Below are 24,532 nucleotides of genomic sequence, written 5' to 3' on the forward strand. Positions count from 1 at the left end.
ACCCGGAACACTTCAGGTAGAGGCAGTTGAGATGAAAATCACCAGCGTTCGGCCGTGGCTGATCAAGTCCGATGCTTCCTATTGGGGAGAGTTCCTGTTCGTCGAAGTGACGACCGACGAAGGGGTGAGCGGCTGGGGAGAGATCACCACCACGACAAGGCTCGCCAATCGGGCCCTGTGCACGATCTTGCGGCAGATCGGCGCTGCTTTGACGGGTGAGGATCCGGCCCGCATCGAGTATCTGTGGCACAAGAAATTCCGCAGCTTCACCTATATGGGCAGTCGCGGCGCCGCCGTCGAATGCGTCAGCGCCATCGACATAGCCCTTTGGGACATCCGGGGCAAAGTCCTTGGCAAGCCGATATACGAGCTCCTGGGCGGACCGGTACGCGATCAAATTGCGCTCTACACCCATCCCAACCAGGCCAAGTTTACAAGCAAGGAGGCGGTGGTCAGGGAAATTCGAGACATCGTCGAGTCCGGTCACACCGCGCTCAAGTTCGATCCTTTCCCATACCAGGGCATCGCCTCTGGTGGACTGGCTCGCGAACAACGAAACGGCTACCTCGATGGCAGCATGACGCGCAAGGATGAGCGTGAGGCCGCCGAACTCACCGCTCTGATCCGCGAAACGGCGGGTGCTGACGTCGACATCCTCATCGATGCGCATGGCCGGTTCGACGTTCCCACCGCCATTCGCCTTTGTCGGAGCCTCGAGGAAGCCGGTCAGATCGACTGGTTCGAGGAGCCCTGCCCACCGGAGAGCCTCAACGCTCTCAGGCAGGTCCGCGAGAAGGTCAGCGCCCCCATCTCATGGGGCGAGCGCGGCCACACGAAATGGGATTTCGTGCCGGTGCTCGAAAACAGGCTCGCCGACTACATCATGCCCGATGTCACCTGGACCGGCGGCATTACCGAACTCAAGAAGATTTCTGCCCTGTGCGAAGCCTATTACATCCCCGTCTCGCCGCATGACGCCTCAGGGCCGATCAACGTGGTTGCCGGAGCGCAGGTGATGATGACCGTTCCGAATTTCTACAAGCTTGAAACGTCAGAGTGGAACCTCGGCAAATACGATCACCTGATCGACACACCACTCGATGTTTCTAACGGCAGCCTCACGCTTACGTCCAAGCCGGGTCTCGGCGTTGAGATGAACCGCGAATACCTTCAAGACCATGAAATAGAGTTCGACTAGCCAGCAACGCTCTCGGCCGCCCCAACGTGCGCGGCGATGGGCTCCCCACCAGAACGAGGAACAGTCATGCCAGAGGCATATTCGGCCGACGAGGCGCTCAATCGGGTGAACACGCATTCCAGGCCGTCAGACCTTCGCATCACCGACATGCGGGTAGCCGAAATTACCGGCGCGCCTTTCGCCTCGGTGCTGCTCAAGATTCACACGAACCAAGGCATCGTCGGGCTGGGCGAAGTGCGCGACGGTGCAAGCGCCACCTACGCACTGATGCTGAAGAGCCGGTTGCTTGGCGAAAATCCTTGCGACATCGACCGCCTGTTTCGCCGGATCAAGCAGTTCGGTGGCCACGGCCGGCAAGGTGGCGGCGTATCGGCGGTTGAAATCGCCTTGTGGGATCTTGCCGGAAAAGCCTATGGCGTCCCGATCTACCAGATGCTTGGCGGGCGTTTCCGGGAGAAAGTGCGCCTCTATTGCGATACCGACGCCGCTGTGGCGAGCGGCACCGCAACCGGCAGGCGCCTCAAGCAGCGCATGGAGCTCGGCTTCACCTTCCTCAAGATGGATCTGGGTCTGATGCAGATCGCAGATGTGCCCGGTGCGGTCGTCTTTCCTGCCGGTTCACTGGAAGGGTACCGAACCAGTCCCGTTCGGGGGCCGCTGAAGACCATAGAAGAGCGGCGGATCCGCAACGCTTCGTACGATCTGCATAACGTCCCGCACCCGTTTACCGGTCTGCACTTTTCGGACAAGGGCCTCGATCTGCTCGAGCAATACATCGCCGAGGTCCGTGAGGTCATCGGCATGGATGTACCGCTGGCGATCGACCATATCGGACATATTTCGATGCAGAATGGCATCCGCCTTGCCAGGCGGATCGAAAAATATGTGCCGGCCTGGCTGGAGGATGTGATCCCATGGCAGTACACCGAGCAATACCGACAACTCCAGGACGCCACCACGGTGCCGATCTGCACCGGCGAGGATATATATCTCAAGGAGGGCTTCGAGCCGCTGCTGAACAGCGGCGGTGTCTCCGTTATCCATCCTGACCTGCTCACCAGTGGAGGCATCCTAGAGACCAAGAAGATCGGCGACATGGCGCAGGACCGGGGTGTCGCCATGGCCATCCACATGGCAGAAAGTCCGATCGCCGCGATGGCCGCCGCACATGTCGCGACCGCGACCGAAAATTTCATGGCGCTCGAATACCATTCCGCCGATGTCGACTGGTGGGACGATATCGTCACCGGCCTTCCCAAGCCGCTGGTGACAAATGGCTTCATCACTGTTTCGGATAAGCCGGGCCTGGGGATCGACGACGTCGTCGACGAGGTGATCTCGCAGCATCTGCAGCCGGGCGTCGCCGGCATCTGGCAGCCGACGGATCACTGGGATGATGAGTATTCCTGGGATCGCACCTGGAGTTGAGGCTGATGGAACTGAGATGAAGATCACCGACCTGCGCTGTGCCGTTATCGGCAGACACCCGATCGTCCGCATCGTCACCGACGAGGGCCTCTATGGCCTGGGCGAAGTCGAATTCACCAAGACCTATCTCAAGCCCTTTGTGCTGCATTTTCGTGAGGCGCTGATCGGCGAGGACCCGACCGACGTCGAAAGAGTGATGCTGAAGATCCGCCAGCGTGGCTCCTTCAAGCCGTATGGCGCGGCGGTGAGCGCGATCGAGCATGCGCTGTGGGATATCGCCGGCAAGGCTGCGGGCGTGCCGGCCTATAAACTGCTCGGCGGCAAGGTGCGGGACAAGGTGCGCGTCTACAACGGCTCGGTCCGCCAGAAACGCACCGGCGACCGGCCGGAGGATTACGCCGCTGACGTCAAATGGATGATGGAGCAGCCGCAGAACTTCTTCATGATCAAGCAAGGAATTTCTTTCCATTCCAACATGAAGGACACCATCGAGGGTTTCCACTACGGCGTGACGCAGAAGAAGGCCGGCTATCACGGTGCCATGGATCAGGGCGTGATCAGCGAGCGTGGGTTCAACCATATGCTCGACTGCGTGATCGCAATGAAGGAAGTGCTGGGCGACAAGGTCAGCCTGGCGCTCGACTGCGGCCCGGGCTGGATGCTGCCGGATGCGATCAAATTCGCTCGCGCGGTCGAGAAGTACAATTTGATGTGGCTCGAGGACATGCTGACAGGCGACTACGTGCCGTGGGTCAACCCGCAGGCCTATCGGGAACTGACAACCTCGACCTCGACGCCAATCCACACCGGTGAGCAGATCTACCTCAGGCACAATTTCAAGGAACTGATCGAGACGCAGGCGGTCCGCGTCATTGGCCCCGACCCGGCCGATATCGGCGGCATGGCCGAGCTCAAATGGGTCGCCGAGCACGCCTACATGCATTCGATCCTGATGGCACCGCACGGCACCGCCAACGGCCTGCTCGGCCTCGGCGCACTGATCAATGTCTGCGCCACGCTGCCGGCAAACTACGTCGCCTTCGAATATCCGACGGCTTCGGACCCCTGGTGGGAGGATCTGGTCATCGGCCTGCCGCCGCAGATCGTCAAGGACAGCATGGTGGATCTGCTGGAAGCGCCGGGGCTGGGGCTCGACATCGACGCCGAAGGAGCCAGGAAATATCTCATGGAAGAGGATGCGGGCTTTTTCGACTGAACCTCTCTCCACCTGCCGTGCCTATCTTGTCGGTCGCCAGGAACAGGGCCCGTCGAAGCCGCAGGACGATTGTAGGTGGCTGCCGAGTCTTCAAATCCCCGACCCGTCGAGCTCCTCGTCTTCGTCGCCTTCCCAGGGCGAAGGCATCGTGGCCGAGGGCATCGGCATCCAGCACTTCAACTCGGGTTCGGCATATTCGATGATGTGCCCGGGCGAAGAATCCGAGGCGCGCCAGCCTTCGGCGCCGAACTGGTCGCCATGCGACCAGTAGGCAAGGTCGACTTCCGCCGGCCCCTGTTCGGATGCTCGGATCGTCACCAGGATGCGGCTGCCGTCTCTCGGTGCGCTTGCCATCTGGCGCCAGCGGTCTTGCTCGTCCATCATGTTCCTCCTGCCTTGCTGCTGCTCAACTGTCGCCTCGCCGCCGAAAGCGGTCAACCCAAACTTTGCGAGCGCCCGTGGGTGCGATTTGTGCCCGCCACCGCAATACTCGTCGCCGGATCGTTTTTTCTGGCTTCGTGGGCCAACAATTCTCCCCTGCTTGCCAAAAAACCACAATTGCCTCACTTAGTTCATACATCCACCCTCGGCATTAAGAATTGGATCAAGACTGAATGCGCATAGCCTATGTTTTTCTCGGTGCATTTCTTGCACTCGCCCCGTCCGCCTATGCCGAGGTCGCAGCGCCACCCGTCTTGAAGCCGCTGACGCGGCAGGCCCAGGCGGCTGAATTGAGCGCGCAATTTCTGTCGCGATACAGCTACAAGCCGGTTCCCCTCGACGATGCTCTCTCGGCGAGGGTGATGGATCAGTTCATCAAGTCGCTTGATCCCGACCGCATGCTCTTCCTGCAGGCCGACATCGACAAGTTCATGGCTGACCGCAACGAGATCGACGACGCCATCGAGCGGCAGGACCTGAAGATCCCCTTTGCCATCTTCAACGCCTATGAACGGCGCGTCGTCGACCGCATGACCTATGCGCGCAGCCTGCTCAAGCAGGGCTTCGACTTCAGCGGCAAGGAAGATTATGCAGTGCTGCGCGACAAGGCGCCCTGGCCGCAGTCGGAAGCCGAAAGCAACGATCTCTGGCGCAAGCGCGTCAAAAACGATTGGCTGCGGTTGAAGCTCGGCGGCAAGGACGATGCGGCCATTCGCGAGACGCTCGACAAACGCTATGAGAACACGCTCGAGCGCGCTTACAAGTTCAAGAGCGACGACGTCTTCCAGTCCTTCATGGACGCCTATTCGAATTCGATCGACCCGCACACGGATTATTTCGGTGCGACTGCTTCGGCCGATTTCAACGTCTCGATGAAGCTGTCGCTATTCGGCATCGGCGCGGTTCTGCAGGAGCGGGACGATTATACGACGATCCGCGAACTCGTGCCCGGGGGGCCGGCGCAGCTCTCCGGCAAGCTCGCCGTCGGCGACCGCATCACCGGCGTCGGCCAGGGCAAGGACGGGCCGATCAAGGAAGTGGTGGGCACCCGTCTCGATGAGGTCGTGCAGATGATCCGCGGCAAGAAAGGCTCGGTGGTGCGGCTCGACATCCTGCCGGCCGATGCCGGCGCCGACGGCGTGCATCGCGTCGTCAGCCTGGTGCGCGACAAGATCAGCCTCGACAAGCAGGCCGCCAGGAAGACCGTGCTGTCGGTGAAGGCGGGCGAGACCACGCGCAAGATCGGCATCATCACCCTGCCGGTCTTTTATGAGGATTTTGAAGCCAAGAACAAGGGCGACAAGGATTACAAGAGCGCCAGCCGCGATGTCGCCAAGCTTCTCGGCGAACTGAGCGAGGAAAAGGTCGACGGCGTTCTCATCGATCTTCGCAACAATGGCGGCGGTTCGCTTGATGAGGCGATCGATCTCACCGGCCTCTTCATCGGCAAGGGCCCGGTCGTTCAGCAGCGCGCCGGCAACGGCAAGATTGAGGTCAAGAGCGCCGACCTTAAAACGCCTGCCTGGACGGGCCCATTGGGCGTTCTGATCAACCGCGGCTCGGCTTCGGCTTCGGAGATTTTTGCCGCGGCAATCCAGGATTACGGCCGCGGCGTGATCATCGGCGAGCCCAGTTTCGGCAAGGGCACGGTTCAGACGGTCGTCGATCTCGACCAGGTGGTCCACAACAGCAAACCCGAATTCGGCGAGCTGAAGGTGACGATCGCCCAGTTTTTCCGGATCAACGGCGGCACGACGCAGCTGCGCGGCGTTACCCCCGATATCAGCCTGCCGGGACTGTCGGATCTGGCGAACTTCGGCGAGACCAGTTATGACAATGCCCTGCCATGGGCGGAGATCAAGCCGGCGAAATATGCGCCGGAAGGTGATGTTACGGCATTGCTGCCGGCTTTGCAGAGCCGCCATGAAGCGCGGATCAAGGGCGATCAGGATTTCCAGCGTCTGCTGCAGGACATCGCCGATCTGAAGGCGCAGCGCGAGAAGGGCGTCGTTTCCCTGAACGAAGCCGAACGCCGCAAGGAAGCGGCCGCCCGGGAAGCACGGTTCAAGGCGCGCGCCGAAGCCGGCGATGGCGACGATCTTGCCGGCGACGACGGCCTGCAGGCGGATGAGCGCAGCCTGAGCGCCGATATCGCCATGGAAAATGCCCGCAAGAAGGCGAAGGACGTCCTGCTCGACGAGGCCGCCGCCATTGTCGGGGACGAGGCGGATTTGCAGGGCGGCGCTGTAGAGGCAGCCACGAAGCCGTCGGGAAAGGCGGAGCAGAAATAGGCGGCGCCGATAAACTGCACTATGTCGTTTGGAATGCCCTAACCGTTGATGATGCGAGATGTCCGTTTAACGACAGTTCGAATCCGCTCAACTGCAAGTCATTCTAAGGGGGCTGGAACTGGAAGCGGAAGCTTTATCAACTCGATCGATCTGCCAATCCCGGCCGCGCGGTGGTATCGTTTGCTTCATACTGTTTTCTCTTCCAGTATTCTGACGGGCCGGTCCCACTGGATGAGGACGACGCAGCCGGTTTCGCTCCAGACCGAGTGCTCGGTGCCGGGCCCGTTGACGATGTAGCTGCCGCGGCCGTAATCGCCCGCTTCATCCGATTGCACGCCGTCGAGCACGAGAATTGTTTCGAGCCCATCATGCCGGTGGCGGGGAACGCCGGCGCCGGCTTCATATTTCAGCAGCGCTACTCCTGGCTGATCACCCTCAAAGGGTCGGATCCAGTGGATCGTCACCTGATCGCGGAAGGGGCCGAACTCGAGATCCTTCCAGCCACCTGAGGTCAGCAATTCGCGGGTTGTTTCAGGCATGGGCGATGCTTTCCAATATGGCGTCGACATGAGCCGTCCAGCCGACGATTGCACCCTGGGCGCGGATCATGGCGATGGCTGCGGCCTTGAACTCCGGAAAATAGCTTTCCGTGGCCTCCTCGGCGAGCAGGCATTCATAGCCGCGGTCGTTGGCCTCACGCATGGTGGTCTGCACGCAGACTTCGGTCGTCACGCCTGCGAAAACCAGCTGTTTGATACCTTTCTGCTGCAGCACTTCGCCGAGCTTGGTCGCATAGAAGGCGCCCTTGCCCGGTTTTTCGATGACGACCTCGCCTTTGACCGGAGCAAGCTCCGGCAGAATTGCTGTGCCGGGCTCGCCGGAGATCAGGATGCGGCCCATGGGGCCTTCGTCGCCGATCCTGAGTGTCGGATTGCCGCGGTCGCGTTTCGCCGGCGGCAGATCCGAAAGATCGGGCCGATGGCATTCCATCGTGTGAATGACCGGCAGCCCGGCATAACGAAAGCCCTGGATGAGTCGTTTGACATCGGGCACGATCCTGGTGATGCGGCTGACATCATTGCCGAGGCTGGCGCCGAAGCCGCCGGGCTCGGCGAAATCACGCTGCATGTCGATGACGATCAGGGCGAGCTGGTCGTGCTTCACCGGAAAGGCGAAGGGTTCTGCCTTGATCTCCGCCATCAGTGATGCCCCGCCATATGGGCGCCGATCACGCCGATGTCGGCTGAGCGGGCCGGCGTTTCGTAGACCAGCCTACCTTCGGAAATCACCATGATGCGATCGGACATCTCCAGCAGCTCGTCGAGGTCCTCGGAGAGCAGCAACACGGCAGCGCCAGCATTGCGCGCTTTCATGATGCGGGCGCGGATTTCGGCGACGGCCGAGAAATCCAGGCCGAAGCACGGGTTCGAGACGATGAGCAGATCCACCTTGCCGGTGAGTTCACGGGCAAGCACGGCGCGCTGCACATTGCCGCCGGAAAGTGCCGCGATCGGCGAGGCAGACGAGGCTGTCTTCACCTTGAAATCGAAAATCAGCGCCGCGGCGCGCTTCCTCATCTTGCCCTTGTTCAGCCAGATCGCGTCCTTTCCATCTGCCTTGAGGTCAAACGTTCGAAAGGCGAGATTTTCGCTGACCGTCATGCGCGGCGCACAGGCATTCTGCAGCGGCTCCTCGGGAATAAAACGGACATTGTTCTTGCGCGTCTCGGGCCGTGTCGCGCGGTAGGCGTCGCCGTTGACGATAACGCGGCCGGTCTCCGTTGGGCGCTGGCCGGCGAGGATTTCGGTCAATTCCTTCTGGCCATTTCCTGATATCCCGGCGATGCCGACGATCTCGCCGGCGTGAACCATGAGCTCGTCGATTTCGATGGTCTTGAGACCCGAGCGGTCAGGCGCCTTGACCTGCTCGACCTTGAGGACCGGCTTGACGCTCTGCGGGGTGGGAACGCGGCTGTCGAGCTCGGCGAGCTTGACGTCGCCGATCATCATCGTCGCCATCTCGGCCGTGGAGACTTCCCCGACTTTTCCAGAGCCGACAAGCTTGCCGCGCCGCAGAATCGATACGGCATTGGCAAACTTCGTCACCTCATGGAACTTGTGGGAGATCATCAGCACGGTCAGTTCGCCGCGCTCCGTCATCCCGCGCACGAGGCCGAGCATCTCGTCGGCTTCTGCGGGCGTCAGCACCGAGGTCGGCTCGTCGAGGACCAGAAAGGAGCGGCCGAGATAGAGCTGCTTGACGATCTCGAGCTTCTGTTTCTCGCCGGCGGCCAGTTCGCTGACCGGGCGATCCAGCGGAATCTGAAAGGGCATGCGCTCCATGAAGGCGGCGAGATCCTTCCGCTCCTTCGCCCAGTTGATGACAGCAGGGACTTCGGCGCGGCTGATGACGAGGTTTTCGGCACCCGTCAGCGACGGGACCAGCGTGAAGTGCTGATAGACCATGCCGAGGCCATAGGTCGCCGCGTCCCTGGGCGATGCGATCGCCACTTCGCGACCATCGATGGAGAGCGAGCCCGCTGTCGCGTGATAGAAACCCATGATGCATTTGACGAGCGTCGACTTGCCGGCGCCGTTCTCGCCGAGCAGCGCATGGAAACTACCGGCTGGCACCTTGATCGAGACATGGTCAAGCGCGGTGAAGCTGCCGAAGCGCATTGTCATGTCTATCGTATCGATGCCGACGGCCTTGCCGGCCTGCGGAAGGGGCGTGTCGCGGATCGTGCTCATGGCAGCTGGCTCACGAGCGTTGCGGAATTGGAGACGGAGCCGAAGACGCCCCCCTGCATCTTCACCATCTTGATGGCAGCGAGATGATTGCCGTAATCGGTCGCGCCGCAGCAGTCCTCCAGCAGCAGGCATTCGAAGCCGCGGTCGTTCGCCTCGCGCATCGTGGTTGAAACGCAGACGTCGGTGGTGATCCCGGTGAGGATGATGTTCTCGATGCGCTTCTGGTTGAGGATCAGCTCCAGGTCGGTGGCGCAAAACGAGCCCTTGCCGGGCTTATCGATGATCGTCTCGCCTTCGATCGGGTAGAGTTCAGGAATGATGTCCCACCCGGGTTCGCCGCGTGTGAGGATGCGTCCGCACGGGCCAGGATCGCCGATGCCTGCGCCAATGCGCTGTGAACGCCAGCGCTTGTTGGCCGGCAGGTCGGCGAGATCGGGGCGATGACCCTCGCGGGTGTGGATGATGTGATAGCCCTTGGCGCGCATGGCGGCCAGCACGCGCTTGATCGGTTCGATCGGCGCCTGAACCAGCGACAGATCGTAACCCATGTGATCGACATAACCGCCCTTGCCGCAGAAATCGGTCTGCATGTCGATGATGATGAGGGCCGTATTGTCCGGGCGCAGTGCGCCGTTATAGGGCCAGGGATAGGGATCGGCGTCGATATAATGTCCTTTGGTCTCAACCATGGCGTCCATCGTCTTCTTCTCCTATTCACCCGGAAGTTTGAATGTTTTGCTGCCGCGGTTCGACCGTTTCGATCCGTTCAATGCGCCGCGGTTGGACATCAGTTGCTCCCGCCTCACTTCGTCAGCGAGAGCGCCCCCGGCGCACCGGCAAGCGAACGTGTCGGTGAGGAGGTCGCGATCATGATGGCGAGGGTGAGCACGTAGGGCGCGGCATAGAAGAGATAATAGCCCTGGGTGACGCCGATCGATTGCAACGCCGGCCCGAGCGCACCGGCGCCGCCGAATAGCAGCGCGGCGAGGAAGCAACCGATTGGGTTCCAGCGGGCGAAGATGACGAGTGCGACGGCCATCAGGCCTTGGCCCGAAGAAATGCCCTCGTTCCACGATCCGGGATAATACAGCGATAGGTAGGCGCCGCCGATCGCCGCCAGCGACCCGCCGACGGCAGTGGCCAGCAGGCGGACCCGATCCGGATTGATGCCCATGGCGCGCGCCGCATCCGTGCTGTCACCGACGACGCGCAGGATGAGGCCCAGCCGCGTATTCCGGAAGGCCCACCAGAGGGTGAAGGCCAGCAGGGCCCCCAGGATGAAGAGAACATTGATGTTCAGCGCTGCCTGGATCTGCGGCAGGCTCGACCAGAAACCGAAGGGAATCGACGGCAGATGCGGCGCTGCAGGCTGAATGAAGGACTTGCCGAGGAAGAAGGCGAGGCCCAAGCCGAACTGCATCATGGCGATGCCGATCGCGATGTCGTTCACCTTCGGCCATTTGCAGATCCAGCCGTGAACGAGACCGAAGATGGCGCCGGTCGCCATGGCGGCGAGCACGCCGAGCCAGGGCGAGTTGGTCATGACGGCTACGGCGTAGGCCGTCATCGCACCGAAGACGAGCGTCCCTTCCAGGCCGAGATTGATGCGGCCGGAGCGCTCGGTGATCGTCTCGCCGAGGCTGACGAAGATGAAGGGGGTGGATACGCGGATGGCGCCCGCCAGGATCGCGAGCGGCACGCCCCAGATGCCGATGCCCGTCTCTTCCATCAGAGGCTCCTTTTCCAGAGGTCGGGATTGAAGATCTTGAAGCGCCCGTAGAAGGTCTCGCAGAAGAGGATGATGATGAAGAGCGTACCCTGCAGCACCAGCACCGTGGCATCGGGCAGGCCCATGCGGCGCTGGATGAGGCCGCCAGAAGCATCGATGCCCCCGAGCAGGATCGCGACCGGGATGATCGCCAGCGGATTGTGGCGGGCGAGGAAGGCGACGAGGATGCCGGTATAGCCATAACCCGCGGCGAGCGAGGCATTGGCGCTCCCCTGGACGGCCACGACCTCGATCATGCCGGCAAGACCTGCGAAGCTGCCGGCGATCGCGGAAAAGCCTGCGATCAGCCTGCCGACCGGCAGACCTTGGATCTGGGCGGCGCGCACATTGCCGCCGGCGATGCGTGCCGCAAAACCGAAGCTCGTCACCTCGATCAATATCCAGGAGAGGATGCAGGCGAGCATGCCGATCACGAGGCCCCAATGCACATCCATGCCGGGAATGTTGCCGAGCATGTATTCGGGCGGCAGCGGCTTGGTCGAGGGCTTGTTGAGACTGGCCGGATCGCGTAGCGGCCCCTCGACGAACTGGTTCATCAGGGCGATGGCGATATAGGAGAGCAGCAGCGAAGAAATGGTTTCGTTGACGCCGCGGTAATGGCGCAGGAAGCCGGCAAAGCCGATCCAGATGCCGCCGACGACCATGGCGGCAATCGCCATCAGAACAAGAGCGGGAAACACGGGGGCCGCGCCGACAAGCGGCATGGCCATGGCTGCGGCGGCAACGCCGCCCAGCACGACCGCTCCTTCCCCGCCGATGATGACGAGGCCGAGGCGGGCGGGCAGGGCGACGCAGAGTGCCGTCAGGAGAAGGGGTGCGGCACGGCTTAAGCTGTTCTGCACCGAAAACCAGCTGCCGAAGCCGCCGGTATACATGAGCTGGAAGAGCATGGCCGGCGATTTGCCGATCGCCAGGATGAAGAGGGAGAAGAGCCCGAGCCCGATCAGGATGGCCGCAAGGCCGATGACCACAGGTTCGGCCCTGCGTGCGATCCATTCGAGCAGGGGGCGCAGCGCGGCTGGGTCGTCGGAAGCGACTGATATTGCGGGATCATTGGCCTGAACGGTCATGGCGCTTCTCCCTCACGCGGTTTACGCCGTGGACCCGACGACACCCTCGACCAGATAGTTCATGCTTTCGAGCTCGATCGCGTCTTCCGCGTAGCTCTTGTCGGCCGCGACGACGGTGTTGCCCTTGTTATCCTTCAGCGGCCCCTTAAAGACCGAGAAGCCGCCCTTCATCATTTCGGCATGCGTCGCCTCGAATGCCTTGCGGCCCGCCTCGGAAACGCCGGGGCCGAGCGCACTCATCTTGACGAAACCGTCCTTCAGGCCGCCACGCACGAAATTGCCGAGCTCTTCGCCGGCCTGCGCCTTCTTGACGAAGTCGCCATAGACATTGCCCCAGGCCCATTCAGCGCCCGTGAGGTATTTCTCCGGCGCAAGCGGGCTCTGATTGGCGTGGTAGCCGCAGACGAAGGCGCCGCGGCCGGCGGCGGTTTCCACGACCACCTTTGGACTGTCGACATGGCAGGTGATGACGTCCGCGCCCTGATCGACCAGCGCGTTGGTGGCTTCCGCCTCCTTGACCGCAAGCGACCATTCGCCGGTGAAAATTACCTGGCAGGTAATGGTCGGATCGACTGCGCGTGCGCCGAGGAGGAAGGCATTGATGTTCTGCAGCACCTGTGGGATCGGCTTGGCCGCGACGAAGCCGATCTTCTTGCTCTTCGTCGCATGGCCGGCAGCGATGCCATTCAGATACTGCCCCTGGAAAATATAACCGAAATAGGAGCCGGTATTGGCGGGGTGCTTGCCCTCCTGCCAAAGCCCGCCGCAATGGCGGAACTGGATATCGGGATGTTTGGCGGCCATGGCCAGCATATGCGGATCGAAATAGCCGAAGGAGGTCGGGAAGAGCAGGGTGGCGCCATCGAGATTGATCATCGATTCCATCGTCTTCTGAACGTCCACCGTCTCGGGCACGTTCTCTTCCTCGACGACAGTGACGCCGGGCACCGCCTTGACGGCGGCAGCACCCTCTGCATGCGCCTGGTTGTAGCCATAGTCATCCTTGGGACCGACATAGACGAAGCCGACGGTCAGGGCCGTCTGCGCGAGCGCGCGGGAGGAGAGGAGACCGGGCGCCGCGCCGACGAGAGTGGCGGCGGCGGAAGCCTGAAGAAAATGACGTCGTTTCATGGAAAGGAGTCTGGTCATCGGAATGCTCCCCTGACGGCGGTTTTGCCGTTTTCGATTGGTTACAGAAAAGTGTATGCAATGGTCATGCCAGATTTTATTATGTTGATTTCACGAGTGAAATTGTCACGGCTGCGGCCAACATCCAAGAAGTGCATGCAATTTCATCTTGAAATTAGATGAAAAAATATGCATAGCCTATAAAATCGTCCGACATCTCGGTCTTTGGGTCGGAAGTGCTGGGAATCCGATGGTGCAGAATACATTTTTGCTAGACAAATCAATCGTGTATACTGATGTTTGACTTTGCCAGCTTGAGCGGGCATGTGTATGCAATCATAAAAATGTAGAATCATTCCTTGAAGCAAATCAGGCGCAGAGAAATCATCAGAGCGGGGACGACCGTCGAGCAGATGGTGCGGGCGATCGCGGACATGATCGTGACTGGACAGATGCTGCCGGGCGAGAAGCTTGATGAGGTCTCGCTGGCTGCTCGTTTCGAAGTCTCGCGCACACCGGTGCGCGAGGCGCTCCGTGAACTCGGGGCGATGGGGCTTGTCGACCGGGAGCCGAACCGCAGCGCCGTCGTCACCACCGTGACCGAAACCTATCTGCATTCGATGTTCGAGGCGATGGCGGAACTTGAAGCGATCTGCGCCAAGCTCTCGGCCGAGCGTATGACAGTCGACGAGCGGCGCACGCTGGAGTTGGAGCATAAGGCCTCAATGGGGCTCGTGCATGCCGGCGCGGAAGAGGAGTATTCGGCGCATAACACGGAGTTCCACACCCGCCTTTATCGCGGGGCGCATAATGATCACATCTTTGAGATGGTGACGCAGACACGGGCACGGCTCGCCCCATTTCGGCGGGCGCAGTTTCGGCTGCCCGGTCGCTTGGCAAGGTCCTACGAGGAACACGGTCGGATCGTGATGGCCGTCATGCGAGCGGATGGCATCGCTGCCGCACAGGCAGCTTATTCCCACGTGGTGATGGTCAGCGATGCGAGCGCGGTGTTTGCAACAACCGGAGAGCCGAGCGCGCGAGGCACCTGAAATCTTGCAGATCGTCTGCGACAAGGGGACAGCGATGGCCGCCGCAACTGCAGCGGCTGGCCTTTGTCCATAACGCAGCGAACTTCTTGTTCGCGATCGTCCTCAGGCGTCGAAGCAAAAATTATAGCAAATGCGATATCGTCTCGACCCCGCCTTGTCATGAAATCCTGCGGTGGCCGAACCGCCTTGAAGCACTTCGTGCCTCAAGGCCCGCAAGTATCGCCAGCAGGATTTTTTTGAGACGATGCTTCATGCTTTTTTCATTTGATCTGAGACGTAGGCGCGCCAGCCCCCCAATTCCGTGATTTCGCGCGCGCCTTCGATGGCATGAGCCTCGCAGAGAAAACCGGGAATCTGGGAACCGTCATCGAGCGTTACCTTGCCGATGCCGAGCGGGGCCGGGATGTTCTGGACAAAGCGCCCGAAAGCCTCCGGAGTGACTTTCCACACCTCGACTTCGAGACCCTTGCCGTCAAAACCGGGTTCACGGATCAGGCCTGGCTTCGGCGGGACGGTGCCCGGCAGAACGAAGAGGCGGTAATCCGGTGCAGTACGGCAGGATTTGATGCGCCTGCCGCCCGGTCGCGTCAATTCGTGGTTGAGAGGCATGCCGCTCAGATGCGCCCCGACGACGACAATTGGCACCAAGCCGTCATCTTCCGACGGCACGCGGATCGCCTCGGGGATTGCCGAGAGGCGGTCCTTGCCCATGCCGGCGTTCGCGGCACGGTGCATGGCATCGGCGAAGGGGCCGAGAGCGTCATCGGTAAAGGCCGGACCAATCAGAGTCACGCCGGCCGGGAGATGACCGTCGGCGTCGAAGCCGACTGGAACGGCGATCGCGGCGCAGCCGAGAAGATTGGCGAAGTTGGTGTACCGTCCGAAATGGCCGTTTTTCACAATCGGATCCGCCATCATCTCGTCGACCGTGTAGGTGGTCGGCGAGGTCGGCAGCATCAGGATATCAGCCTTTTCCCATTCCTTCACGGTCTTCTGACGCAGCGCCTCGAGCTTGTATCTGCCTTCGAAAGCGGCAACGGCGTCATAGGCTTTCGCGCCCTCGATAATGGTGCGAACCGTCGGATCGAAGTCCGGGCCATTCGTGGCCAGAAAATCCTTCACCGCCGCCAGCCGCTCGGCGACCCAGGGACCGTTGTAGAGCAGCTCTGCTGCCTGCCGAAATGGTGCATAGTCGAAGGGAACGATGGTGGCACCGAGCGCGCGCGCCCTTTCGATCGCGGCGTCATAGAGAGCTTCGACTTGCCTGTTGCCGAAGAATTCCCGCTCGGCTCCGTCGAGCACACCGATCCGCAGACCGGAGGCTGGCAGGCTGGCCGGAACCGCCTTGCGCGAGAAGGGATCGGCGGCATCGTAACCTTCCATCACCTTGCGGATCGCGACGCCGTCGCCGACCGTCGGGGCAAAGATGGTGACGACATCGACGCTGCGGCAGGCCGGCACGACCCCGACATTTGGCACCAGCCCCGGAGTCGGTTTGATGCCGACGAGATTGTTGAAAGCCGCCGGCACGCGACCGGAGCCGGCCGTGTCAGTGCCAAGCGCGAAGCTTGCCAGGCCCGAGGCGACGGCAACCGCCGAGCCGGAACTCGAGCCGCCCGACACATAGTTCTTGTCGAAGACCGAGCGTGGGGCTCCGTAGGGCGAGCGCGTGCCGTTAAGACCGGTGGCGAACTGGTCGAGATTGGTCTTGCCGATGACGATCGCGCCTGCAGCCCGCAGCCTCGCGACGACGGTTGCGTCCGTCTCCGGCCGGTAGGAAAAGGCAGGGCAGGCGGCTGTCGTCGGCAGTCCCGCCACGTCAATATTGTCTTTCACCGCGAAGGGAATGCCCCAAAGCGGCAGGCTGTTGGGATCAGGCGCCCGTTCCATCAGAGCTCGTGCCTCGGCCCGCATGGCTTCATCAGGCGCCGGCGTGATGAAGATAGCGGGATCCGTCGCGTCATTGCGACGGGCAATGACGATCTCGATAATATCGAGCGGGCTTTTGCCTGCCTCATAGGCTGCGCGAAGGCTGGTCAGATCAAGAATGGTCGGCAGCATGGGTCAGCACTCCTCCAGAACAACAATGATATCGCCCGCTTTGACGTTTCGTCCGGGCCCGGCGCGCAGATCGCGGACACGGCCTGGCGCATGTGCGGTGACGTTGATTTCCAATTTCATGGATTCGATGATGGCAAGCGTGTCGCCGGCCGCAACCGGTGCGCCCGGCTCGACCAGCAGTTTCCAGATATTGCCGGGAACGGCGCTTGCAACGCCGAAGCAGCCTTCAGGGATGTCTCCAGCCGGGCTTTCGCCGGTGCCTTCGTCGGTAACGAAGCTGTCGAGACCGGCCTCCTTCCAGCGCTGGCGTTCGGCGTCGAAGGCGGCCTGCTGGCGTGCCTTGAAGGCCGCGATCGAGGCGGCATTCGCCTGCAATTCCTGCTCATAGGCGGCGTAGGAAAATTCCGTCTCCTCGATCTTGACGGGATAACCGCCATGCGGAAAGGCGCTGCGGGCTTCCGCCAATTCCTGATGGCTGACCGGGAAGAAGCGGATCTGATCGAAAAAGTCGAGCAGCCACGGCTTGCCCTTGGCAAAGACCGGCGTCTGGCGCCAGGTATTCCAGACTTGGATGGTGCGCCCGAAGAGCTGGTAGCCGCCGGGTCCTTCCATGCCGTAGATGCACATATAGGCCCCGCCGATGCCGACGGCATTTTCAGGCGTCCAGGTGCGGGCGGGATTGTACTTCGTCGTTACCAGCCGATGGCGCGGATCGACCGGGGTCGCCACCGGTGCGCCGAGATAGACGTCGCCGAGGCCGAGCACGAGGTAGCTCGCATCGAAGACGACGTCGCGCACGGCCTGTTCGTCTGCCAGCCCGTTGATGCGGCGGATGAACTCGATGTTATCAGGGCACCAAGGCGCATTCGGCCGCACGAGTTCCTGATATTTGCGCATCGCAAGTTCCGCGTCCGGGTCGTTCCAGGAAAGCGGCAGATGCACGATGCGGCTCGGCACGGTGACGTCCTGGGCCGCCGGCAGGCTCGCTTCGATTTCGGCCAGCAGGCCGAGCAGGCGCTTGCGGGTTACCGTCGTGCCGTCATAATGGATCTGCAGCGAGCGGATGCCGGGCGTGAGATCGACGATGCCGGGCAGACGGGCCTGCGAGACGGCCTTCATGAGCAGATGCACCCTCAGCCGCAGGGCGATATCGAGCGTCATCGGCCCGTATTCGACCAACAGGTTGTCATCGCCCTGGCGGCGATAAACGACGGAGACAGGCCCGTTGTCACGTTTACCGACGATAGGCGAGCCGGCATCCTGTTTCGCCCGATGCACCGCCGGGCCGGCGATGGGATCTTCGGACCGAGCGACGGGATGAAAGCGGATGCGATCACCCGGCTTGAACTGGCCCATCTTCCATTGTTCGTCTCGGGCGATCACCGCCGGGCAGACAAAGCCGCCGAGGCTCGGGCCGTCAGGCCCCAGAATGATCGGCATGTCGCCGGTGAAATCGATCGCACCGATTGCATAGGCATTGTCATGCAGGTTGGAGGGATGAAGGCCAGCCTCGCCGCCATCGCTGCGCGCCCATTTCGGCGCGGGACCGATCAGCCGAACGCCGGTGCGGGCGCTGTTGAAATGCACCTCGTAGCTGGTCGAAAACAACATCTCGATATCGCCGTCCTGAAAGAAATCAGGCGCGCCATGCGGGCCGTAGACGACGCCAACCTGCCATTCGCGCGTCAGCTCTGCCGGCTCCGTCGCCGGCTTCGGCACTTCGGCCGCCGCCTGGCGGGCAAGATGTAGCACATGCCCGGTTTTCAGCGTGCCGGTGGCATTGCCGCCGAACTGGCCGAGACCGAAAGTGGCACGCGAGCCGAGCACGACGGGGGCGGCAAAGCCGCCTCCTACGGCAAGGTAAGCCCGCTGCCCCGGTCCATCGATGCTGCCGATTGCGAGGATCTGGCCGGCGCGGATAGTCACCGCCTTGCCATGCGGCAGATTCACGCCGTCGATGCTCATCGCCATCCTGGCGCCGGCAAGGGCAACCGTCGTATCGGTATGGAATTTCAGCATCGGGCCGGAAACCGTCAGCTCCAGGGCTGCGACCTTGTCGCCATTGCCGACGAGACGGTTGGCGTGGCGGAAGGAACGCTCATCCATCGGACCGCTCGGCGGCACGCCGACATGCCAGAGGCCAAGCCGGCCCGGCAATTCCTGAATGCTCGATTGCGCGCCCGGCGCAATCACCTCGATGACATCGGGGACGAAGGAAAAATCACGTAGCGCCGTCGTCGCCACCTTGCCGCTCGCCAGAAGCTCGGAGCTGGCGATGGCCCTGAGATAGTCGAGATTGGTTTCGATGCCCGATATCGATGTTTCGCCAAGTGCCGCCTTCAGCTTTTCGATCGCCGCCGTTCGGTCCTCGGCTGACACGATCACCTTGGCGAGCATCGGATCGTAGAAGGGCGTGACCTCCGTGCCGGTCTCGATCCAGCCGTCGATGCGCCCATCTTGCGGGAAGGACACCTCCGTCAGCAGGCCGGCGCTCGGGCGGAAATCTGCATGCGGCATCTCGGCATAGACACGCACTTCAATCGCCGCTCCCTTCGGCTGCAGGGCCTCGGCGCCCGAGAGCACGTCCTCGCCGGCCGCCTGACGGATCATCCATTCGACGAGATCGATGCCGAACACAGCTTCGGTGACGGGATGTTCGACCTGCAGGCGGGTGTTGACCTCAAGGAAGTAGAATTCATCGCGCTGGGGATCGTAGATGAATTCCACGGTGCCGGCGGACTCGTAGGAGACCACGGCACCAAGATCGACGGCCGACTTATGCAGGCGGGCGCGGGTCGCGGCCGAAAGTCCGGGGGCCGGGGTCTCCTCGACCACCTTCTGGTTCCGCCGCTGCAGCGAGCAATCGCGCTCGCCGAGCGCGATGACCTTGCCTTGGCCGTTGCCGAAGATCTGCACTTCGACATGCCGTGCCTCGGCCACGAAACGCTCGATATAGACGCGTGCATCGCCGAAGCTTGCCCGCGCCGTACGCTGCACGCTTTCGAAGGACGCCTTCAGGCTTTCGGCATCGGCACAGAGCTGCATGCCGATGCCGCCGCCGCCGGCCGTGCTTTTCAGCATCACGGGATAGCCGATTTCTTCGGCCGCAGCGAGCGCTTCATCGGCGCTCGAAAGCAGGCTCGTGCCGGGCAACAGCGGCACGCCGCTCGCATTGGCGAGTTCGCGGGCCGTATGCTTCAGGCCAAAGGCAGAGAGGTGCTCGGGCCGGGGGCCGATGAAGGTGATGCCTTCGGCGGCAAGGCGCTCGGCAAAACCGATATTTTCCGACAGGAAGCCGTAGCCCGGATGCACTGCCTCGGCCCCCGTCGCCTTGCAGGCGGCAATGACGGCGTCGACATTCAAATAGCTTTCGCTGGCCGGCGCCGGCCCGAGACGGATCGCCTCATCCGCCATCATAGCGGGCTTGGCGAAGCGGTCGGCATCGGAATAGACCGCGACGGAGGCAATGCCCATCCGTCGCAGCGTCTTGATAACCCGCACGGCGATTTCGCCCCGGTTGGCGATCAGGACTTTCTTGAACATGCTCAGTCCTCGCCGTCCCAGATCAGCACCCGGATCGGCGTCGGATCGAAGCCGTTACAGGGGTTGTTGATCTGCGGGCAATTGGAGATGACGCAGAGCACGTCAATTTCCGCGACGAGTTCGACATAGTCGCCAGGCGCCGAAATACCGTCGACGATGGTCATCTCGCCATTCGGCTTGATCGGCACGTTCATGAAGAAATTGATGTTGGGCACGATGTCGCGCTTGCCCATGCCGTGTTTGCTGACCTCGAGGACGAAGTTGTCGCGGCAGGCATGCAGGTATTTCGTGCCATGGCCGAAGCGCACCGTATTGCTCTCGCAGGAACAGGCGCCGGCAGACGTGTCATGGCGGCCGCAGCTGTCAGCCGTCATGGTCAGCATAACATTGCCTTCATTCGATATGATCTTCGTGCCGATGCCGATATAGGCAGCGCCCTGCATGCGCATCGTATCCTGATTGGAATAGCGCTCGGCGAAATCGTCGGCACGATAGAAGAGCGTGTCGATCGCCTGCTGGCCAAGACTGTCCTCGATGCGGATGGTCTGGCCCTTGCGCACGACGCCGGACCATGGGGCTTCGGCCGGAATGAAATGATCCTGCACAGCATTCTGAACAGTACGGGCAGGAGAGGTCTGGATGAAATCGGACATCGTCTTCTCCTCAGGCCTGCATCAGGGCGTTGTTCTCGAAACCGCGCACGGCTTCGGCCGTTGCCGCGCGGCAAAGATCATCGGCAGCCGGGACTGCCGCCTTGTAGCGGGTGATGACGACGGGCTTCGGCTGATAGGTTGAATCGGGATCGAGCGGATGCGGGCAGGTGGAAAAGCCGACCAGCATGTCCATCTCGGCGCGCAGTTCGACGTAATCGCCGCTGTTAGAGCGCTTGCCCTGCCAGCCGAAACCACCGGCCTCGGCCAGGCGGACGGGTGCGAAGAGGTTGAGGATGCCGGGTATATCGCGCCTGTCGAGGCCGAGCTTGACGGCGATGAGGATCAGGTTGTCGCGGGTGTTGCGCGTTTTTTCGCCGGGATATTTCGCGGCGTTCGACGCCGCCGTCGAGCCGCCCATCAGGCAGTCATGGGCGCCGGAACTGTCCTCGATTATCGAGAACATGACGCGGCCCATGTCGGAAAAGATCACACGCCCTTTGCCGAGCGCCGTCGTCCACTGGATCTTGGCGGTGTCGACGAGATTGATCCGCTCGCTCGCATCCTCGGCATTCCAGGCGATGAGCGCCACGGTGGAATTGCCCTCGCCCTGGTCGATGCGGATCGCCTCGTCACGCAAGAGTTTTGTCGACCAGTACCAGCCTCCGGGGATGGTCTCCTGATGGATGATCGCGGCGGCTTCGATGGCCGGTGCCGGCAGCGGGCTTGGACCGGGCAGGGCCTTGGGCGCAAATTCCAGCCCCTTTTTCTGGTGCTCCTCGTAACGCGCGCGATTGGCGGCAATTTCTTCGGGCGAGCGTCTCACATGCATCATAGCGTCTCTCCTGATGGTGCCAGGTCGTCCCGGCTGCGCCCCAGGGAAGCGACCGGGCCGTCCCGGTCGGGGCTGAAGATCGATGGCTGCCCGGCAAGGCGCGGCGGCCAGATGGCAATATCCTTGGTGATGGTGGCGCCGTAACGCTCCTTCTCCTCCGGCCGGTCGCGGCGGCGTTCGAAGGCGACGACGCGGCTTGCGAGCGTGAAGGCCTCGCGCATGTCATGGGTAACCATGACGACGGTCATCTGCGTTTCATGCCAGAGTCGCTTCATCAGCGTGTGGATTTCGGCGCGAATACCGGGATCGAGCGCGCCGAAGGGTTCATCGAGCAGCAGCACCTTCGGCTTCATGATGAGCGCCTGGGCGAGCGCCAGGCGCTGCTGCATGCCGCCGGAAAGCTGCGCCGGATATTTGTTCTCCGAACCGGCGAGTCCGACCTCGGCAATCAACTGGCGCGCTTCTTCGATCGCATTGCGGCGTGCGGCGCCGAAGAGCCTGGCCTTGTAATGCGCCGCGGAAAATTCCTTGCCGAGCAGCACGTTGCCGAGCACCGTCAGGTGCGGAAAGACGGAATAGCGCTGGAAGACGACGCCGCGGTCCGGGCCTGGTTCCGACGGCAGAGGCTCGCCGTCGAGCAGGATCTTGCCCTTTGTCGGCTGCTCCTGTCCGAGCAGCATCCGCAGGAAGGTGGTCTTGCCGCAGCCGGAGGGTCCGACAAGGGCGACGAAGGCACGCGAGGCGACAGTCAGCGACACATTTTCGAGCACGATCTGGTCGCCATATTCCTTCCAGACCCTTTCGATCTTCAACTCGCTCATGCCTGCTTCTCCAGCTCCGACCAGGGGAAGACGGCGATGCGCAGGCGATCGAGCAGGGCATTCATGACCACGGCAAGCAGGGTAATCCAGACGACATAGGGGAAGATGATATCCATCGACAGGTAGCGGCGGACGAGGAAGATGCGGTAACCGAGACCCGAATCCGACGAGATCGCTTCGGCTGCGATCAGGAACAGCCAGGCCGGGCCGAGCTGCAGTCTGAGGCAGGTGATCAGCCGCGGCAGGATTTGCGGCAGCACGACACGCAGTCCGATCTGCCAGGAGGAGCCGCCGAGCGTCTCGGCCTTGACGATCTGTTCGCGCGGCAATTCCAGCGCCTTCAGCGCCAGATCGCGGATCATCGTCGGCGCGACGCCGATGACGATGAGGGCGATCTTCGACGTCTCGCCAAGTCCCATGACGATGAGGAGGATCGGCAGCAGCGCCAGCGGCGGCACCATGGAAATTACGGCGATGAAAGGAGCGAGCAGCGCCCTGAGATAGGGCAGCATGCCGATCAGCATGCCGATAACGAGCGCCACCGCAGTCGAAATGCCGAGGCCGGAGAGCAGGCGGATGAGGCTCGCGCCCGTGTCCGACCAGAGCAGAAATTCACCGGTACGCGGGTCGGCGACGAAGGCCAGACGGTTGATCGCGTCGGCAAATCCGGCAAGGCTCGGCAGAAGCTTGTCATTGGCGTTATCAGCCAGTCGCGCGGCCGAGCCGAAGGCATAGGCAAGGGCGAGCAGCACGAAGGGCAGCATCGTCAAGGCGAACTGGGCGCCCCGGCTCGGCCTCGTGTTGATCCAACGCATGGGAAATGCTCCGCTGATAAAGGGGAGGGAGCGCGGGCAGACCGCGCCCCCGTTGCGATCAGAGCGAACCGTCGGCGGCGGCCTTCATATAGGCCTCGGTGAAGCGCAGCTTCACGTTGCCAGTATCGCCCAGCACCTTGCCATCAGGCATTTCGATGCCGATAACGTCGGCGGATGGCGCGCCATTGCCGAGCAGTCCCTTCTCGAAGAGGAAGTTGCGCACCAGATCCATGGTCTTCGGCAGATTGGGCGAAGCGGTGAAGGCAACGGCATCGGCCGGCTGGTCGAAGAGCTTGGTGGCGGCAAGCTGGGCTTCGAAGCCGGCGAGATCGGTGCCCGACGCCGAGCCCATGGCTTCGCGGGCGGCCTTGCCCTCGGCGCTGTCTGCCCTCAGCAGAGCTGCCGTCTCATACCAGATGCCGGCAAGCGCCTTGCCGAAGTTCGGATTGTCTTTCAGCACGCTGCTATTGGCGACCATCAGATCGATGATTTCGCCCGGCACTTGCGAGCTGTCGAAAACCTTCTTGGCCGAGGGATCTTCGAGGATGGTGGAAACCAGCGGATTCCAGGTGACGACGGCTGTGACATCAGGTGTCTTGTAGGCGGCGACCATGTCGGCATCCGATGTGTTGACCACCTTCACGTCGCGCTCCGCCAGCTTGATGCTTTCGAGCGCGCGGGCGAGCAGATAGTGCGAGACGGAGAACTCGACGAGGTTGACGTTCTGGCCCTTGATATCGGCAAGGCTCGCCTTGTCCTTCAGGATCACGGCGTCATTGCCGTTCGAAAAGTCGCCGACGATCACGGCTGTCGTATCGACGCCACCGGCGGCCGGGATCGACAGGCCGTCCATGTTGGTCAGCGTCACGGCATCGAAGGCGCCGGCCGTGTACTGGTTCATCGATTCCACATAGTCGTTGAACTGGGTGACCTCGATCTTGATGCCGTATTTGTCGGCCCATTTCTTGACGATGCCGTGGTCGGCCGCGTAGCCCCAGGGCATCCAGCCGACATAGATTGACCAGGCCACCTTGAATTCGCTCTTCTGTTCTGCCTCTGCGACGGAAGCAGGCCCAAGCATCAGCGATACCGCCAGCGCTGTGGTCGAAACAATCTTCGAAAAAGTCTGCATTGAAATTCCCCTTCTGCTTTTCTTCAAAAGGGATCGGCAAAGACCATCGTGCCACCAATCCCTTGGCTTACGAGGTCTCCCGGGCTTTTGTCCCGCCGTGCACCCGGCGGGATTTCTCCTCCGCCGGTGGTGGCTCTCGGACCAGTCGCGCTTCAGAAAAGCGCCGGAACCCTAGCCACCAACTCAGCACGTCCTTTGCAAGAGGTGTGCCAGCTTGTAACTCCTTGATTTTTCTAGCCCCCGTTCCTTGGTTGCCTATTACTGTGTACACTTTGCGGCATTTGCTAAATTTTTGAGCAGTGATAGCGAAGT

General features: G+C 61.9%; 20 protein-coding genes and 1 riboswitch. Of the genes, 5 read left to right on the forward strand and 15 right to left on the reverse strand.

Going from position 1 to position 24,532, the window contains the following annotated elements; translation table 11 throughout:
• Positions 1–31 precede the first annotated feature (31 nt).
• From CO660_RS12035 to CO660_RS12045, 3 genes are all read left to right on the forward strand, one after another.
• Positions 32–1,198: a mandelate racemase/muconate lactonizing enzyme family protein gene (locus tag CO660_RS12035; protein ID WP_097598868.1), complete on the forward strand. Its 1,167-nt coding sequence runs from the start codon at positions 32–34 to the stop codon at positions 1,196–1,198.
• 66 nt (positions 1,199–1,264) lie between these two features.
• A complete protein-coding gene (locus CO660_RS12040) occupies positions 1,265–2,626 on the forward strand; it encodes a mandelate racemase/muconate lactonizing enzyme family protein (protein ID WP_097598869.1) in 1,362 nt (453 codons plus the stop codon).
• A gap of 16 nt (positions 2,627–2,642) precedes the next feature.
• Complete coding sequence (locus CO660_RS12045; RefSeq protein ID WP_097598870.1) at positions 2,643–3,842, forward strand: mandelate racemase/muconate lactonizing enzyme family protein; 1,200 nt, start codon at positions 2,643–2,645, stop codon at positions 3,840–3,842.
• 90 nt (positions 3,843–3,932) lie between these two features.
• On the opposite strand, the gene CO660_RS12050 is transcribed toward CO660_RS12045, so the two are convergent.
• The gene (locus tag CO660_RS12050) at positions 3,933–4,223 is read right to left on the reverse strand and encodes a hypothetical protein (protein ID WP_097598871.1); all 291 of its coding nucleotides are present in this window, start codon (positions 4,221–4,223) and stop codon (positions 3,933–3,935) included.
• 233 nt (positions 4,224–4,456) lie between these two features.
• Between CO660_RS12050 and CO660_RS12055 the strand changes: the two genes are divergently transcribed.
• Complete coding sequence (locus CO660_RS12055; RefSeq protein WP_097598872.1) at positions 4,457–6,574, forward strand: carboxy terminal-processing peptidase; 2,118 nt, start codon at positions 4,457–4,459, stop codon at positions 6,572–6,574.
• Positions 6,575–6,759: 185 nt separating this feature from the next.
• Here the strand turns inward: CO660_RS12055 and CO660_RS12060 are convergent, their stop codons facing one another.
• The 7 genes from CO660_RS12060 to CO660_RS12090 all read right to left on the reverse strand — a co-directional run bounded on the left by CO660_RS12060 (position 6,760) and on the right by CO660_RS12090 (position 13,332).
• Positions 6,760–7,113, reverse strand: a complete 354-nt coding sequence (locus CO660_RS12060; RefSeq protein WP_097598873.1) for a cupin domain-containing protein — start codon at positions 7,111–7,113, stop codon at positions 6,760–6,762.
• Complete coding sequence (locus CO660_RS12065; RefSeq protein WP_097598874.1) at positions 7,106–7,774, reverse strand: cysteine hydrolase; 669 nt, start codon at positions 7,772–7,774, stop codon at positions 7,106–7,108. The genes CO660_RS12060 and CO660_RS12065 overlap by 8 nt, the downstream gene beginning before the upstream one ends.
• Complete coding sequence (locus CO660_RS12070) at positions 7,774–9,324, reverse strand: ABC transporter ATP-binding protein (RefSeq protein ID WP_097598875.1); 1,551 nt, start codon at positions 9,322–9,324, stop codon at positions 7,774–7,776. The genes CO660_RS12065 and CO660_RS12070 overlap by 1 nt, the downstream gene beginning before the upstream one ends.
• The gene (locus CO660_RS12075; RefSeq protein WP_088682443.1) at positions 9,321–10,022 is read right to left on the reverse strand and encodes an isochorismatase family cysteine hydrolase; all 702 of its coding nucleotides are present in this window, start codon (positions 10,020–10,022) and stop codon (positions 9,321–9,323) included. The genes CO660_RS12070 and CO660_RS12075 overlap by 4 nt, the downstream gene beginning before the upstream one ends.
• 104 nt (positions 10,023–10,126) lie before the next feature.
• Entirely contained in the window at positions 10,127–11,053 is a 927-nt protein-coding gene (locus CO660_RS12080) for an ABC transporter permease (protein ID WP_097598876.1), read from the reverse strand.
• Positions 11,053–12,183, reverse strand: coding sequence for an ABC transporter permease (locus tag CO660_RS12085; protein ID WP_097598877.1), 1,131 nt, complete (start codon positions 12,181–12,183; stop codon positions 11,053–11,055). Before CO660_RS12085 ends, CO660_RS12080 begins: the two co-directional genes overlap by 1 nt.
• A 21-nt stretch (positions 12,184–12,204) precedes the next feature.
• Positions 12,205–13,332 carry a BMP family ABC transporter substrate-binding protein gene (locus CO660_RS12090; protein ID WP_097598878.1) on the reverse strand — a complete coding sequence of 376 codons (1,128 nt, stop codon included), beginning with the start codon at positions 13,330–13,332 and terminating at the stop codon, positions 12,205–12,207.
• Positions 13,333–13,670: 338 nt separating this feature from the next.
• Here CO660_RS12090 and CO660_RS12095 point away from each other — a divergent pair, with 338 nt between their 5' ends.
• Positions 13,671–14,363 (forward strand): GntR family transcriptional regulator, encoded by a 693-nt coding sequence (locus tag CO660_RS12095; RefSeq protein WP_097598879.1) that lies wholly within the window; start codon positions 13,671–13,673, stop codon positions 14,361–14,363.
• 249 nt (positions 14,364–14,612) lie between these two features.
• Here CO660_RS12095 and atzF read toward each other — a convergent pair whose 3' ends face one another.
• From atzF to CO660_RS12130, 7 genes are read right to left on the reverse strand one after another with little or no spacing between them, the layout of a single operon-like run.
• A complete protein-coding gene (gene atzF / locus CO660_RS12100; RefSeq protein WP_097598880.1) occupies positions 14,613–16,424 on the reverse strand; it encodes an allophanate hydrolase in 1,812 nt (603 codons plus the stop codon).
• Positions 16,425–16,427: 3 nt separating this feature from the next.
• Entirely contained in the window at positions 16,428–19,967 is a 3,540-nt protein-coding gene (gene uca / locus CO660_RS12105; RefSeq protein ID WP_097598881.1) for an urea carboxylase, read from the reverse strand.
• A 2-nt stretch (positions 19,968–19,969) separates the two neighbouring features.
• Positions 19,970–20,620 (reverse strand): urea amidolyase associated protein UAAP2, encoded by a 651-nt coding sequence (locus CO660_RS12110; RefSeq protein ID WP_097598882.1) that lies wholly within the window; start codon positions 20,618–20,620, stop codon positions 19,970–19,972.
• Between the two features lie 10 nt (positions 20,621–20,630).
• Positions 20,631–21,452 (reverse strand): urea amidolyase associated protein UAAP1, encoded by an 822-nt coding sequence (locus CO660_RS12115; RefSeq protein ID WP_097598883.1) that lies wholly within the window; start codon positions 21,450–21,452, stop codon positions 20,631–20,633.
• On the reverse strand, positions 21,449–22,273 hold the full coding sequence (locus tag CO660_RS12120) for an ABC transporter ATP-binding protein (protein WP_097598884.1): 825 nt from the start codon (positions 22,271–22,273) through the stop codon (positions 21,449–21,451). The genes CO660_RS12115 and CO660_RS12120 overlap by 4 nt, the downstream gene beginning before the upstream one ends.
• The gene (locus tag CO660_RS12125; RefSeq protein ID WP_097598885.1) at positions 22,270–23,088 is read right to left on the reverse strand and encodes an ABC transporter permease subunit; all 819 of its coding nucleotides are present in this window, start codon (positions 23,086–23,088) and stop codon (positions 22,270–22,272) included. Before CO660_RS12125 ends, CO660_RS12120 begins: the two co-directional genes overlap by 4 nt.
• A 58-nt stretch (positions 23,089–23,146) precedes the next feature.
• Positions 23,147–24,220 (reverse strand): putative urea ABC transporter substrate-binding protein, encoded by a 1,074-nt coding sequence (locus tag CO660_RS12130; protein WP_097598886.1) that lies wholly within the window; start codon positions 24,218–24,220, stop codon positions 23,147–23,149.
• Positions 24,221–24,294: 74 nt separating this feature from the next.
• Positions 24,295–24,406: riboswitch (guanidine-I (ykkC/yxkD leader) on the reverse strand.
• Positions 24,407–24,532: the final 126 nt, after the last annotated feature.

Origin of the sequence: Rhizobium sp. L9 (genome assembly GCF_002531885.1) — a bacterium.
Lineage (GTDB): Bacteria > Pseudomonadota > Alphaproteobacteria > Rhizobiales > Rhizobiaceae > Rhizobium.